The 13,656-nt window shown below is 66.5% G+C and carries 14 protein-coding genes; 10 read left to right on the top strand and 4 right to left on the bottom strand.

What is annotated here, in order from left to right; all coding sequences use genetic code 11:
* The first annotated feature begins 3 nt into the window (after nucleotides 1-3).
* The 4 genes from FAZ69_RS20970 to FAZ69_RS20985 all read left to right on the top strand — a co-directional run bounded on the left by FAZ69_RS20970 (nucleotide 4) and on the right by FAZ69_RS20985 (nucleotide 3,308).
* Entirely contained in the window at nucleotides 4-573 is a 570-nt protein-coding gene (locus FAZ69_RS20970; RefSeq protein ID WP_136897006.1) for a cupredoxin domain-containing protein, read from the top strand.
* Entirely contained in the window at nucleotides 563-2,185 is a 1,623-nt protein-coding gene (locus FAZ69_RS20975; RefSeq protein ID WP_136897007.1) for a b(o/a)3-type cytochrome-c oxidase subunit 1, read from the top strand. Before FAZ69_RS20970 ends, FAZ69_RS20975 begins: the two co-directional genes overlap by 11 nt.
* On the top strand, nucleotides 2,182-2,982 hold the full coding sequence (locus FAZ69_RS20980; RefSeq protein ID WP_136897008.1) for a c-type cytochrome: 801 nt from the start codon (nucleotides 2,182-2,184) through the stop codon (nucleotides 2,980-2,982). Before FAZ69_RS20975 ends, FAZ69_RS20980 begins: the two co-directional genes overlap by 4 nt.
* A gap of 185 nt (nucleotides 2,983-3,167) precedes the next feature.
* The gene (locus FAZ69_RS20985) at nucleotides 3,168-3,308 is read left to right on the top strand and encodes a hypothetical protein (RefSeq protein WP_136897009.1); all 141 of its coding nucleotides are present in this window, start codon (nucleotides 3,168-3,170) and stop codon (nucleotides 3,306-3,308) included.
* 59 nt (nucleotides 3,309-3,367) lie between these two features.
* Here the strand turns inward: FAZ69_RS20985 and FAZ69_RS20990 are convergent, their stop codons facing one another.
* On the bottom strand, nucleotides 3,368-4,351 hold the full coding sequence (locus tag FAZ69_RS20990; RefSeq protein ID WP_439654784.1) for a hypothetical protein: 984 nt from the start codon (nucleotides 4,349-4,351) through the stop codon (nucleotides 3,368-3,370).
* A gap of 347 nt (nucleotides 4,352-4,698) precedes the next feature.
* Here FAZ69_RS20990 and FAZ69_RS20995 point away from each other — a divergent pair, with 347 nt between their 5' ends.
* A complete protein-coding gene (locus FAZ69_RS20995; RefSeq protein ID WP_136897010.1) occupies nucleotides 4,699-5,745 on the top strand; it encodes a hypothetical protein in 1,047 nt (348 codons plus the stop codon).
* An 18-nt stretch (nucleotides 5,746-5,763) separates the two neighbouring features.
* Here the strand turns inward: FAZ69_RS20995 and FAZ69_RS21000 are convergent, their stop codons facing one another.
* Both FAZ69_RS21000 and FAZ69_RS21005 read right to left on the bottom strand, forming a co-directional pair.
* Nucleotides 5,764-6,840 (bottom strand): ABC transporter ATP-binding protein, encoded by a 1,077-nt coding sequence (locus FAZ69_RS21000; protein WP_136897011.1) that lies wholly within the window; start codon nucleotides 6,838-6,840, stop codon nucleotides 5,764-5,766.
* A 78-nt stretch (nucleotides 6,841-6,918) separates the two neighbouring features.
* A complete protein-coding gene (locus FAZ69_RS21005; protein WP_136897012.1) occupies nucleotides 6,919-7,692 on the bottom strand; it encodes an SDR family oxidoreductase in 774 nt (257 codons plus the stop codon).
* Nucleotides 7,693-7,955: 263 nt separating this feature from the next.
* Between FAZ69_RS21005 and FAZ69_RS21010 the strand changes: the two genes are divergently transcribed.
* The 3 genes from FAZ69_RS21010 to FAZ69_RS21020 are packed head-to-tail and all read left to right on the top strand — an operon-like array spanning nucleotide 7,956 to nucleotide 11,006.
* Nucleotides 7,956-9,188 carry an ABC transporter substrate-binding protein gene (locus FAZ69_RS21010; protein WP_136897013.1) on the top strand — a complete coding sequence of 411 codons (1,233 nt, stop codon included), beginning with the start codon at nucleotides 7,956-7,958 and terminating at the stop codon, nucleotides 9,186-9,188.
* Nucleotides 9,189-9,243: 55 nt separating this feature from the next.
* Nucleotides 9,244-10,164, top strand: coding sequence for a carbohydrate ABC transporter permease (locus FAZ69_RS21015; RefSeq protein WP_136897014.1), 921 nt, complete (start codon nucleotides 9,244-9,246; stop codon nucleotides 10,162-10,164).
* Nucleotides 10,165-10,172: 8 nt separating this feature from the next.
* On the top strand, nucleotides 10,173-11,006 hold the full coding sequence (locus tag FAZ69_RS21020; RefSeq protein ID WP_136897065.1) for a carbohydrate ABC transporter permease: 834 nt from the start codon (nucleotides 10,173-10,175) through the stop codon (nucleotides 11,004-11,006).
* 25 nt (nucleotides 11,007-11,031) lie between these two features.
* Here FAZ69_RS21020 and FAZ69_RS21025 read toward each other — a convergent pair whose 3' ends face one another.
* Nucleotides 11,032-11,256, bottom strand: a complete 225-nt coding sequence (locus tag FAZ69_RS21025; protein ID WP_136897015.1) for a CDGSH iron-sulfur domain-containing protein — start codon at nucleotides 11,254-11,256, stop codon at nucleotides 11,032-11,034.
* 147 nt (nucleotides 11,257-11,403) lie between these two features.
* Here FAZ69_RS21025 and pdhA point away from each other — a divergent pair, with 147 nt between their 5' ends.
* Both pdhA and FAZ69_RS21035 read left to right on the top strand, forming a co-directional pair.
* Nucleotides 11,404-12,522 carry a pyruvate dehydrogenase (acetyl-transferring) E1 component subunit alpha gene (pdhA, locus tag FAZ69_RS21030; RefSeq protein ID WP_136897016.1) on the top strand — a complete coding sequence of 373 codons (1,119 nt, stop codon included), beginning with the start codon at nucleotides 11,404-11,406 and terminating at the stop codon, nucleotides 12,520-12,522.
* Nucleotides 12,515-13,492, top strand: a complete 978-nt coding sequence (locus FAZ69_RS21035; RefSeq protein ID WP_136897017.1) for an alpha-ketoacid dehydrogenase subunit beta — start codon at nucleotides 12,515-12,517, stop codon at nucleotides 13,490-13,492. The genes pdhA and FAZ69_RS21035 overlap by 8 nt, the downstream gene beginning before the upstream one ends.
* Nucleotides 13,493-13,656 lie beyond the last annotated feature (164 nt).

Below are 13,656 nucleotides of genomic sequence, written 5' to 3' on the forward strand. Positions count from 1 at the left end.
CCCATGTCGAACCCTACCGTTCCCGATCCGCATGCCTCCGCCAGAGTCGCCGAAAGCGTCGAGCGGCGCTGGGCGCTGCTCGCGGTGCTGCTCATCGCGAGCACCGTCGCGGTCGTGGTCTTCACCGGCCTGCATTGGTCGATGATGCCGCCTTCGCGCGTCGAGACCATCGACCCCGGGACGCTCGGCGTGTCGGGCGAATTCATCGAGAGCAACCTCGGCAGCGCGCTGGAGACCGACGGCTCGGTGACCGTGCGCATCGTCGCGCAGCAGTATTCGTTCACGCCGCAGTGCCTGCTGGTGCCGGCCGGCGTGCCGATCACGTTTCGCGCGACGAGCGCCGACGTCGTGCACGGCTTCCTGATCACCAACACCAACGTCAACTCGATGGTCGAGCCGGGCTATATCGCCACGTTCAGGACCACCTTCGCGCAGCCGGGCGATCACCTGATGCCGTGCCACGAGTACTGCGGCACGGGCCACCAGGGGATGTGGGCGCACGTGAAGGTCATCGACAAGGATGCGTTCATGCAAATGGCGGCCGCATCAAGGAGACTCAGCTGTGTTAAATAACAAGCGACTCGTGCTCGCGCATTTCTGGCTGGCGTTCGGCGTATTCGCCGTGGCGCTCCTGCTCGGCGCGTGGCAGATGTACGTGCGCAGCCCCTTGCACCCGTGGCTGAAGGACCCGGAGATCTACTACCGCTCGGTGACCGAGCACGGCACCGTGATGGGCTACGTGTTCCCGACGCTGATCGCGATGGGCTTCGGCTATGCGGTTTCCGAGCTTTCCTTGAAACGCGCGCTCGTCGGTGCGCGCTGGGCGTGGGCCGGGTTCGCGCTGGTGGCCGCCGGCGCGGTGATGGCGTCGATCACGGTGGCGGCGGGGCTCGCCTCGGTGCTCTACACGTTCTATCCGCCGATGATCGGCAACGTGTTCTATTACCTCGGTGTGGTGCTGGTGGTGGTGGGCTCGTGGATCTGGGTGGCGCTGATGTCGGTGAACCTCGCGGCGTGGAAGCGCGACAACCCGGGCAAGCCCGTGCCGCTGCCGATGTTCGCGAGCGTGGCGGGCGCCTACCTGTGGGGCTGGACGGCAGTGGGCGCGGCCGTCGAGGTCATCTTCCAGATCCTGCCGGTCGCCTTCGGATGGAAGGCGACGATCGACGCGGGCCTGGCGCGCGTGTTCTTCTCGTGGACGTTGCACGCCATCGTCTATTTCTGGCTGATGCCCGCGTATATCGCGTACTACACGATCGTGCCGCGCGCGATCGGCGGGCGTCTGTACAGCGATACGATGGCGCGCATCTCGTTCATCCTGTTCCTCGTGGTGGCGATGCCGATCGGCATTCACCACCTGTTCGCCGATCCGCAGGTGGGCTCGGGCTTCAAGTTCCTGCAATCGGTGTTCACGGCGCTCGTGGCGGTGCCGACGCTCTTGACCGTGTTCACGATCTGCGCGTCGGTCGAGATCGCGGCGCGCCTGCGCGGCGGCAAGGGCGCGTTCGGCTGGCTCACGGCGCTGCCGTGGGACAACCCGCAGATGCTCGCGGTCGCGCTCTCGTTCGTGATGCTCGGCTTCGGCGGCGCGGGCGGGCTCATCAACATGAGCTACCAGCTCGACTCGACGATCCACAACACGCAGTGGATCACCGGACACTTCCACCTGATCTATGCGGGCGCGATCGTCGTCATGTACTTCGCGATCGCCTACGACTTGTGGCCGCAGATCACCGGGCGCGCGATGACGAACTGGAAGCTCATGCGTCTGCAGCTGTGGCTGTGGTTCATCGGCATGATCGTGCTGACGTTTCCATGGCACTGGGTCGGCATTCTCGGCATGCCGCGCCGCATGGCCTACTACGACTACTCCGATCCCGAGATCGCGGCGCAGGCGATCTGGGTGGTGATGTCGGCGATCGGCGGGTTCATCCTGGTGGTGTCGGCGGCCGTGTTCTTCGTGATCCTGATCCAGGGGCATCGCAGCAGCGCGGAGGCGCCCGCGGAATACCGCTTCAGCACGGCGGTGCACGAGCCGCGCACGGTGCCGGTGGCGCTCAACAGCTTCGCGCTGTGGCTCACCCTGATGGTCGCGCTGACGGTGCTCAACTATGGCTACCCCATCGCGCAGCTGATGGCGAGAGGTCACACCGTGCCGGCGATTCCGATTGGAGTCCAGCGATGAGCGAAGAACGCCTGTTCTCGTGGCGCAATCCGTGGTTCCGCGCGAGCGTCGGGGCCACGGCCGCCGTGTTCGTGCTCAGCGTGCTGGTGGGCTTCGTGTGGCTGCCCTCGGCGCAGCGCGATGCGCAGTTCCAGGGGCTCTGGAACGCGATCTGCAGCGCGGCGGGCGTGCCGCAAAACTGGCTGGCCGAGAGCGAGCCGGTCGCGCCGCAGGTGAAGCTGAGCCAGGTCGTGCTCACGCCGCAGCTGCTGGCCGGGGCGACGCCGCTGTCCGTCGGGCGCGGCGCCACGCTCGCGCTGCGCTGCACGATGTGCCACGGCGAGCACGGCATGAGCGGGGCGAATTCGCCGAATCTCGCGGGGCAGTACGCGCTCGCGATCTACAAGCAATTGCAGGACTTCCAGAGCGGGGCGCGCACGAACGCAGCGATGTCGCCGATGGCGCTGAACCTGAGCGGCCAGGACATGCGCGATCTGGCGGCCTACTACGCGTCGATGCCGCGCCCTGTGCGCGTGGACGACCCCGCTGACTCGGGCGCGCCCGGCATCGTCGTGCACGGCGCGCCGCTGCGCAATGTGCCGGCGTGCGCGGCGTGTCACGGCGACATCGACAACAAGGCGGGCAGCCCATGGCTCGACGGCTTGCCGGCCGCCTATACGCAAGCGCAGCTGCGGGCGTTCGCGTCCGGCGAGCGGCACAACGACATTTCCGGCCAGATGCGCAACATCGCGCGGAACATGACGCCCGAGGAGATGGGCGAGGCGGCGGCCTATTACGCGAGCCTTCCGCGGCATTGATGGATGCGGGCCGAATCTGGCCTGCGAAACCCGCCGATTCCGCTGTAGGAAACCGCTGACAATCGCTGGAGATGTACTACGCGAAGTTCAGCGCGGGCTGATTTGATCGGCGAAGGGGCTGACCGATACTTTGGTCAAGGACAAAGCCTTCCGGCTTCCTTATCACGACCCGAGTGGAGATTCACATGAGCCTCATTGCCCAAGACCTCCTGGAACTCAAACGCCTGGCCCAGGGTGGTGCAGGCTCGCTGACGCTCCATCTGCTGCGCGAACTGGCGGCGAATCTGATCGCCGCCGGCGTCGCGGATTTGCGCGGCGGCTGCTGAAAAAAGCTGCCCGCCGGCGCAAACGTTTGGCGGGCCAGAACCATTCAAAGATCGGACATTCACGCCCAATGCGCCGGCACCCACACCCGGCCGACCCAGTGCCCCGGAACCCAGATGGCGGGCCGCGGCACCGGAGCGACATAGACGACGGGCGGTGCGGCGACGACAACCCGCACGGGCTGCGGCGGGGGCGGCGGCACGACGACGACGGGGGGCGGCGGCACGTAGGCGACCGGCGGCGGGGGCGGCGGCACATAAACGGGGGCGGGCGCGACGACCACCGGCGGCTTCGCGACGACGACCGCGGTGCCCGTGGTGGTCGCGACAGCGCCGCCCGCAACGACCGTCCCGCCGGTGACGACCGTGCCGCCGGTCGTCACGGTCGTGCCGTGCACGCCGGTGACGGTGCCGGATGTGGTCACGACACCTGTCGAGACCCGCGTGGCGGTGCCGGAGTGGGTGACGGTCCCGCCATCGCTTCCTGTGACGGTGCCGGAGCGCGAGCAGGTCGAGCCTGCGCAGGAGGTGGAGGCCGAATGCGTGGACGTGTTGCCGTTCGGCCCGGTGACCGTGCCCGACGACGAATACTGGCCCGGCGCGGTGCGCGTCACGCTGCCGTCGGTGGTGGCGGTCTTGCCGTCGGGGCCGGTCATTGCCCCCGTGTGCGAGCAGGTGCCGCCTGCGCAGTTCGTGTTGCCCGAGTGCTCGACCGTGTTGCCGTACCGGCCGGTCGCGGTTCCTGAGTTCGAGAACTGTCCGGGCGCGGTGCGGGTGACGGTGCCCGTATTGCTCGCGACACCGCCATACGGCCCGGCGACCGCGCCTCCGTGCGAGCAGCTGCCGCCGCCGCACGAGCCGTAGTGCGCGCCGTTATAGGTGCCGCGCGACGTGTACGCGGTGCCGTGTCCCGAGTATCCCCATGCAAACGCCGAAGCGCTGCCGAGCGCGAGCGCGGCCGTCGTCGCGGCGAGCACGAGATGCCGCAGGATGGGGCGTACGCGTGCGCCGTTCGCGGGAAGGGCCGGGCGGGCGCCGGCGGTCAGGGGGGCATTCGATCGGGTGTTCACGGTGGCGTCCTTCGCGGTTCTGGCCACTTCGCGCGCTGCGGCGTGGCGACGGACGAACGATAGAAAAACCCGTCGATTCAATCTCTTGCAAAAGTATGTCGCGCGGTTTCACTGTGGGGCCGAACGGCTGTCAGGCGAGTCGTTGACGCGCCGCAAACCTGCGCTTGGCCGCCGTTGACGAAAGACAAGGGAGCCGTGCCGGTGCTGACCTACCATGGTTGTGCACGGTCGTTCCGGATTGCCGCGTGCCCCCGCCGAACGATCGTTTTCGAGGTCGTCAGCGAGGCATGCAAATCCGCAACTGTCCGGCGAGGAGGTCGAGCATGGGTATCGTCAACTGGCTCTTGCGCCGCGATGGCGCCGCCTCTGAATCCGCTCCCCTGCAAACGCGGCAGGCCGTCGAGCGCATCCTCAAGCTGAGTCCGCAACTGCGTCTCGCCAGCCGCCATCAGGAACGGCTCGGCTCCGCCGTCGCCCATTCCCTCAAGCACATCGGCAAGCTCGTGGAGACCTTGCCGCCGCCTCTCGAAGCGAGCCCCGCCGGCTGGGCCGACGATGCGCAAGTGCATGCCTTCTTTGCCACTGCCGACGACGTCGCGCAGGTCATGAGCCGCTCGGCGGACCTGCGCGACTACTTCGACCAGCACCCCGCCGAAGACGAAGCGATCGCGGTCCTCAGCATGGCGATAACCAAGCGCAGAGGGCTCGGCGTGAAGCAGGAGGGCGGGATGGTGCGCACGGACGTCGCGCGGACCACTGTCAGCTTCCACGATCACCTAGTGCGCCTGTGCTGCGGATCGGTCGACGCGCTGCGTCAGGCGCTCGTCGAGCTCGTGATCGATCAGCTCGCCATCGAAGGGCTCGCGCGTATCGAAGCCGATACGTCGCGGCGCGACGAGCTCGAGCAAGAGCGCGCGCTGCTCAAGGCGCGCGTGCAATTGCTGGAGCGGGGGAGCGTCGGCATGCATTCGCTCGCGGGCAGTGGGTCAACAGCGAGGCCGACAGCGGGACCGACAGGCAAGCTCACGGAACTGGCCCGCGTGCAGGCGCAAATCGACGAAAACGAGCAGCGCCTCGCGAGGCTCGGGCAAAAGGCCGATGCGCTGCCGCGGCAATTGGAGCTGGTTTGCGCGGTCCTCGCCGATCCTGCCGCACATGTCGACGTGACGACCCAGCGCCTGCGCCTTAACCGCATGAATACCCTAGTCGACGACAACAGCCTGGAAGCCGGCACCCCGATCGAATTCCGCATGGCGCGCATCCCCGGGAACCCATCACGTACGCGCGCCTTGGCGCTGGTGCGCGTGAAGCGCGCGGATTTGCTGCCGGCTGCGAGTTTCGCGGCCGAAGCGAAACACTTCGTGATCTGACTCGCTCGCCGCCCGGCGTCAGCCGAGCCTGCGGCCGCTTTCCGTATCGAACAGATGAATGTGCTCGCCGGGCAGGCGCAGCGCCACGCGCTGGCCGGGCTCGACGGCAGTCCGTTTGCGCAGGGTCGCGCACCATGTGCTGCCGCCTATCTTGCCGTACAGGTGCGTTTCGGCGCCGGTCGGCTCGATCACTTCCACTTCCATGGCGACGCCGTTGTGCGCCGCCGGCGTTTCGATGTGCTCGGGCCGGATGCCGAGCGTGATCTTCGCGCCATGCGCGGCCGATAGATCCGCATGCGGCAGCGCGATCTCGCCGCCGTCCGCGAGTTTGAGCGCGATAGCCTGCTCGCCGCGCTGCAATTCGCCCTCGACGAAATTCATCGACGGCGAACCCAGAAAGCTCGCCACGAACAGATTCGCCGGCCGGTCATAAAGCTCGAGCGGCCGGCCGATCTGCTCGATGCGCCCGGCGTTCATCACGACGATCCGGTCCGCCATCGTCATCGCCTCGATCTGGTCGTGGGTCACGTAGATCACGGTGTTCTTCAGGCGCTGATGCAGCGCCTTGATCTCGGTGCGCATCTGCACGCGCAGCTTCGCATCGAGGTTCGACAGCGGCTCGTCGAACAGGAACAGCTCCGGCTCGCGCACCACCGCGCGGCCCATCGCCACGCGCTGCCGCTGGCCGCCCGAGAGCGCGCGCGGCAGGCGGTCGAGATAGCCCGTGAGATTGAGCATCCTGGCGGCGGCCTCGATGCGCGGCTTGAAGCTCGTCGAGGGTTCCTTGCGGATGCGCGGCCCGAACGCGATGTTCTCGTAGACGGACAGATGAGGATAGAGCGCATAGCTCTGGAACACCATCGACACGTTGCGCTGCTGCGGCGACAGCCCGTTGGCGCGCTTGCCGCCGATGGTCAGCTCGCCGCCCGTGATCTCCTCGAGCCCCGCGACCATGCGCATCAGCGTGCTCTTGCCGCAGCCCGACGGGCCGACCAGCACGACGAACTCGCCGTCGTCGATGTGAAGGTCGATGCCGTGCACGACCTGCGTGTCGCCATAGCGCTTGAAGATGCCGCTCATTTGCACTGCTGCCATGCTGTCCTCATCGTCGTGCGGCGCGGCCGCGGTCACGGGTCGAAAGCGATCGCCAAGCGATGGGCGGACCCAGAGCGCTCAAAACGATTCCAGCGTCAGCTCCCCGGCCATCAGCCGGTTGCCCGCCATCAGCCCGCCGTCGACCGGCAGCGCGACACCCGTGATCATGCGCGCCATCGGCGAGGCGAGGAACATCACGGCGTCGGCGATGTCGTCGGGCGTGGCGAAGTCGCCGAGCGGGTACCACTTCTTCAATGTTTCGAACACCTGCGGATTCTTCGCGGCGCGCGCCTGCCAGGCCTGTGTCTTCACGGTGCCCGGGCAGACGATGTTGGCGCGTATGCCGTGGCGGCCCAGTTCGATCGCGAGCGCCTTCGTGTAGCTGATCAAGCCTGCCTTGGCGGCGCTGTAGGCGGGGTGTCCCAGCGCGGTCATGCCGTTGACCGAGCCGATCAGCACGATGGCGCCGCGCTGCCGCTCGATCATCGAGGCGCGCACCGCTTCCACGGTGTGATACGTGCCGTCCAGGTTCAGGTGCACGTCGCGATGCCAGCTTGCGGCGTCGGTGGTGGCGAGCGTGCCGCTTTGCGCGCCGCCTGCGTTGGCGACGAGCACGTCCACGGGGCCGCGTGCCGCGACGGCGCGCGACACGGCCTCGCTGACCTCCGCCGCGTCGCCCAGATCGGCCGCCACCGGCGTGACGCGATCCGCGCCGAGCTCCACGACGAGCCCTTCGAGCGCCACCGCATCGACATCGAGCGCGAGCACCGTATCGCCCGCCTCGAGGAAGCGCTTGCACAGCACGCTGCCGATTCCGCCGCATGCGCCGGTCACCAGCACTACTCGATTCATCGTTGTCCTCGCCTGGTTGTCGGGCCGAAGCCCGCACTGCATCAAATTCCCTTTCTTTACAGCATATTAGGCAAACACCCGAACCGCCAAAAATGTCGCAGATCCTACGTGACAAGTCCATTTTCGTAACGTAGGATTTTTCGCAAATCAAGATTCCAACAATCTACAACCCGGCGGCCTGTCACGGCGGCGGATCACTCAGCGCTGCATGGGGCCGGAGTAAGCGCTGAAGCCCTGACTCCGGCCGACACAGGAGAGACGATATGTCGTTGCAATCCCGTGCTTCCCTCGCGCTTGGCAAATTCGCCGTGGCGCTCGCGTTCGCCGGCATGGCCGTGGCCGCGCAGGCCGATACGGTTCGCGTCACGGTCGCGCACTACAGCGACGCGACCGCGCCTTACTTCGAAAAAATGGCCCGCAACTTCGAGAAGGCCAATCCCGGCACGACGATCAAGATCGAGGACGTGAACTGGGACACGCTGCAACAGAAGCTGCAGACGGATATCTCGGGCGGCGCCAACGCCGACCTCGCGATCATCGGCACGCGCTGGCTGCTCGATTTCGTGAAAGACGGCGTGGCCGAGCCGCTCGACAGCTACATGGACCCGAACTTCAAGAACCGCTTCATCGGCCCGTTCCTGGCCCCGGGCCAGATCGACGGCAAGACCTACGGCCTGCCGATCGCGGCTTCCGCGCGCGCGCTCTACTACAACAAGGACCTGCTCGCGTCGGTTGGTTATCCGAATGGTCCCAAAACCTGGAACGACGTGATCGATGCATCGAAGAAGCTGAAGGCGAAGGGCATTGCGGGCTTCGGCCTGCAGGGCAAGGAAATTGAAACGGACGTCTATTTCTACTACGCGCTGTGGACCAACGGCGGCGAGGTCGTCAACAAGGCGAACCAGGCGGTGTTCAACTCGCCGGCCGGCGTCAAGGCCGCGACGATGTACAAGTCGATGATCGACGATGGGCTCACGCAGCCAGGCGTCACGGGCTACAGCCGCGAGGACGTGCAGAACCTCTTCAAGCAGGGCCGCGTGGCGATGATGATCTCGGCGCCGTTCCTCGCGAAGCAGATCAAGAAGGAGGCGCCGAACCTGAAGTATGGGATTGCCCCCATTCCGAAAGGCACCATTGCCGCCACTTATGCCGTCACCGATTCGATCATGATGTTCCAGAACTCGAAGGTGAAGAAGTCGGCCTGGAAGTTCCTCGACTACCTGTTCACGAAGGAGCCGCGCGTCGAGTTCACGAGCACTGAGGGCTTCCTGCCGACCACGAAGGCCGAGGCGGCCGATCCGGCGTTCAACGACCCGGACACGAAGGCCTTCGTCGCGCTCTTGCCGACGGCCCGCTTCGCGCCGACCGTGACCGGCTGGGAAGACACCGCCAAGGCCGTGACCGACGCGATGCAGTCGATCTATCTCGGCAAGGCGAAGCCGGACGATGCGCTGAAAGCCGCGGCGGCCCAGGCCGACAAGTCGCTCGGCCATTGATGCGAAGAGGGGCGGTTCTCAGTTTCGCCGCGCCGCCCCTCCATACACGCCGCCTATGGCCCACGTCCCCTACGATCGAGCCGGCGCCGGCCGCATCGGCGCCAGGCGCTTCACCGCGCCGTGGCTCCTGATCGTGCCGAGCCTGATCCTCGCGCTCTTCATCATCAGCTATCCGATCTTCAACATCGTGTACCAGTCGGTGCACGACGTGTCGCGTTTCGGGGCGATACGCGGCTTCAACGGGCTGCAGAACTTCTACAACGTCTTCAGCGATCCCGTGTTCATCGATTCCGCGAGGCGCACGCTCGTCTGGACGGCATGCGTGGTCGGCGGCACCGTGCTGCTGTCGGTGCCGGTCGCGCTCGTGCTCAACCAGGACTTTTACGGGCGCGGCGTCGCCCGCACGATCGTGATGCTGCCGTGGTCCGTGTCGCTGACGATGACGGCGGTCGTCTGGCGCTGGGCCTTCAACGACGACTACGGAATGGTCAACGTCACGCTGCAGCGGCTCGGGCTGATCGGCGGCCCCATCCATTGGCTCGCGACGCCGGAGTTGGCGTTTCCGGTGGAGATCGCCATCGGCATCCTGGTGTCGATTCCGTTCACGGTGACGATCCTGCTCGGCGGCTTGTCGTCGGTGCCGGGCGACATCTACGAGGCCGCCCGCATCGACGGCGCGAGCGCCTGGCAGCAGTTCCGCACGCTGACGCTGCCGCTCTTGCGGCCGTTCATCAACATGGCGATCCTCTTGAACGTCATCTACGTGTTCAACTCGTTTCCCATCATCTGGGTCATGACGCAGGGCGGTCCCGACGAAAGCACGCACATTCTCGTCACCTATTTGTATGAGCTTGGCTTCAGGCTAGGGCGTCCGGGACAGGCGGCGGCCGTGTCGCTGATCATGCTCGTGATGCTGTTCGTGTTCTCGGTCGCTTATTTGCGTCTGCAGCCGCAGCGGGAGGAAAGCACGTCGTGAACGCCAAGATGAAACGCACCGTCTGGTGCTGGCTGGCGCTGGCGCCGCTCGTCGTCATCGTGCTGTTCCCGTTCGCGGTGATGTTCTGCACCGCGCTCAAGCCGGCCGACGAGATCTTCGTCTACCCCGCGCGCTGGCTGCCCGTGCATTGGCAGTGGCGCAACTTCACCGGCATGTGGGACGCCGCCAACTTCGGCGTCGCGCTGAAGAACAGCTGCGTCGTCAGCTTCCTGTCGACGGCGCTCGCGCTCGCGGTCAGCCTGCCTGCCGCCTATGCGCTTGCGCGCTTTCCGTTCGCGGGGCGCGGCGTGTACCGGCAGTTCCTGCTCGTCACGCAGATGCTCTCGCCGATCCTGCTCGTGGTCGGCCTGTTCCGGCTCGCGGCGATGATTCCGTACGGCGACGGCAATCTGGTGGATTCGAAGATCGGCGTGATCGTCTCGTACGCGGCGTTCAATATCGCGTTCGCCGTATGGATGCTGTCCTCGTACTTCCAGACCGTGCCGCGCGATCTCGAGGAGTCGGCGTGGCTCGAAGGGTGCGGCCGCACCAAAGCCGTGTTCAAGGTGTTCCTGCCGCTCGCCGTGCCGGCCATCGTCGTGACGGCGATCTTCACGTTCATCAGCGCATGGAACGAGTTCGCGGTGGTCTACACGCTGATCCGCTCGCCGGAGAACAAGACGCTCACCGTGCAGGTGACCGACATGGTCGCCGGCAAGTACACCGTCGAATGGCATCTCGTGATGGCGGCGACGCTGTGCGCCACCTTGCCGGTTTCCGTCGTGTTCGCGTGGCTGCAGCAATACCTCGTCAAAGGGCTTGCGCTGGGGGCGGTGAAGTAGGGCGCCGCCTGGCCGGCGCGGCCGATCAAGGTGCGGGCGCGTCTTGCGGTTTCTCGTCCAGGTTGCTGGAAAACCCCACCTTCCGGTGCGTTCCATCGCAAAACGGCTTGTTGCCAGACTGGCCGCAGCGGCATAGCCAGACTTCGTCTTTCTCGACGGCGATCGGCTTGCTGCCTTGCGTGACGATCGTGAAGTCGCCTTTGATGTGGTAGGGGCCGTCGTTGCGCGGGGTGATGATTGCAGTTGCCATGTGCGCCTCCTCGAAGGGTGAATCGCGCGAACCCGCAGTTGGCCGAGGCATTCGGTGCGGCAGCCAACGCAGGGATGGTTTCAGTCTATATCCGATGAACTCCGGCACGACTACCCTATCTGAACGATAGACACCCGGAGGGCGGTCATGACCACGACTGCCAGTTTTCATATCGGCTACACGCAATATCTCGGCCCGGACGGCGAGCCCGTCCAGCCGTTGCCCGCCTTTGCGCGCGATCCCGCTGCGCTCCTTCCTCTCTATCGCGCGATGGCCCTCACGCGCGCGTTCGACACCAAGGCTGTTGCACTGCAGCGTACCGGCAAGCTCGGCACGTTCGCATCTTCGGTCGGGCAGGAGGCGATCGGCGTGGGTGTCGCCGGCGCGATGGAGCCGCGCGACGTGCTGTTTCCTTCCTACCGCGATCACGCCGCGCAATTGCTGCGCGGCATCACGATGACGGAAAGCCTGCTCTACTGGGGCGGCGACGAGCGCGGCAGCGACTTCGCCGGGCCGCGCGCGGACTTCCCGAATTGCGTGCCGATCGGCACCCAGGTATGTCATGCGGCCGGCGCGGCCTACGCGTTCATGCTGCGGCGCGAGCCGCGCGTCGCGGTGGCGATCATCGGCGACGGCGCCACGTCCAAGGGCGATTTCTACGAGGCGATGAACCTGGCCGGCGTCTGGCGCGCGCCGCTCGTGCTGGTCGTCAACAACAACCAATGGGCGATCTCGGTGCCGCGCAATCGGCAGAGCGCCGCGCAGACGCTCGCGCAAAAGGCGATCGCGGCCGGCATCGACGGGCTGCAAGTCGACGGCAACGACGTGATCGCCGTCCATCACGTGGTCCACGCTGCGCTCGCCAAGGCGCGCCGCGGCGATGGCCCGACGTTGATCGAGGCGCTCAGCTATCGCCTGGGCGACCACACGACCGCCGACGATGCGACGCGCTATCGCGACGCCGAGGCGATCGCCAAGCAATGGGAATTCGAGCCGCTGCTGCGCCTGCGCACGTACCTGATGCGCGCCGGCGCGTGGGACAAGGCGCAGGAAGAGGCGCTCGGCAAGACGTGCCGCGCCGAGGTCGAGCAGGCCGTCGAGGCGTACCTGGCGATACCGCAGCCCGACGTCTCGGCGATGTTCGATCACTTGTATGAGACGCTGCCGCCGGCCATGCGCGAGCAACTGGAGATGGCGCGGCAGTTTGCGCCGGTCAATGGCGGCAACAACGGCAACGGCGATAAGAACGGAGCGCACCATGGCTGACCTCAACATGGTCGAAGCGCTCAATCAGGCGCTCGCCTACGAACTCGCGCATGATCCCGCAGTCGTGCTGCTCGGCGAGGATATCGGCGTGAACGGCGGCGTGTTTCGCGCGACGGTGGGATTGCAGCAACGCTTCGGCGCGGAGCGCGTCGTCGATACGCCGCTCGCCGAAACCGCCATCGCCGGCACCGCGATCGGCATGGCGGCGATGGGCCTGAGGCCGGTCGCGGAGATCCAGTTCAGCGGCTTCATCTATCCGGTCATCGATCACGTGCTGAATCACGCGTCGCGTTTGCGCCATCGGACGCGCGGCCGCTTGAGCTGCCCGCTCGTGATCCGCTCGCCGTGCGGCGCGGGCATCCATGCGCCGGAGCATCACTCCGAAAGCCCCGAGGCGTTGTTTACCCATATCCCGGGGCTGCGCGTCGTGACGCCTTCGTCGCCGGCGCGCGCCTATGGCTTGCTGCTCGCCGCGATCCGCGACCCGGACCCGGTGATCTTCTTCGAGCCGACGCGTCTCTATCGCCTGTTCCGGCAGCCGGTGGAGGACAACGGCGAAGCGCTGCCGCTCGACAGCTGCTTTACGCTGCGCGACGGCTCAGACGTGACGCTGGTGAGCTGGGGCGGGGCGCTGCAGGACGCGCAGGCCGCCGCCGATTTGCTCGCCCAGGAAGGCGTGATGGCCGAGGTCATCGACGTGGCGACGCTCAAGCCGCTCGATATGACGACGATCCTCGCATCGGTCGAGAAGACGGGGCGCTGCGTGATCGTGCACGAGGGTTCGCGCACCGGCGGCATTGGCGCGGAGATCGCGGCCAATATCGCCGAACGCGGGCTGTACACGCTGCTCGCGCCGGTGCAGCGCGTCACGGGCTATGACGTGGTGGTGCCGCTGTTCAGGCTCGAAAACCAATACATGCCGGGCACGGCGCGCATTGTCGCCGCGGTCAGGCAGGCGCTGGAGGCTTAGTCAGGTATGAACGACCCCCACGCTCGCTATCGTTCGCTGTCGACCGGAGTTGGCGCTTTAGCGGTTACTCCGGTCCCATGCAAAGCGCCCCCCGAGGGGGCTGATGCCCCCCTTGGGGCGGAACCGGCGCCCGAAGGAAGTCCTCTTGGGGGACGGGAGGCATC

Origin of the sequence: Trinickia terrae, from assembly GCF_005144415.1 — a bacterium.
In the GTDB taxonomy this organism is placed as follows: domain Bacteria; phylum Pseudomonadota; class Gammaproteobacteria; order Burkholderiales; family Burkholderiaceae; genus Trinickia_A; species Trinickia_A terrae.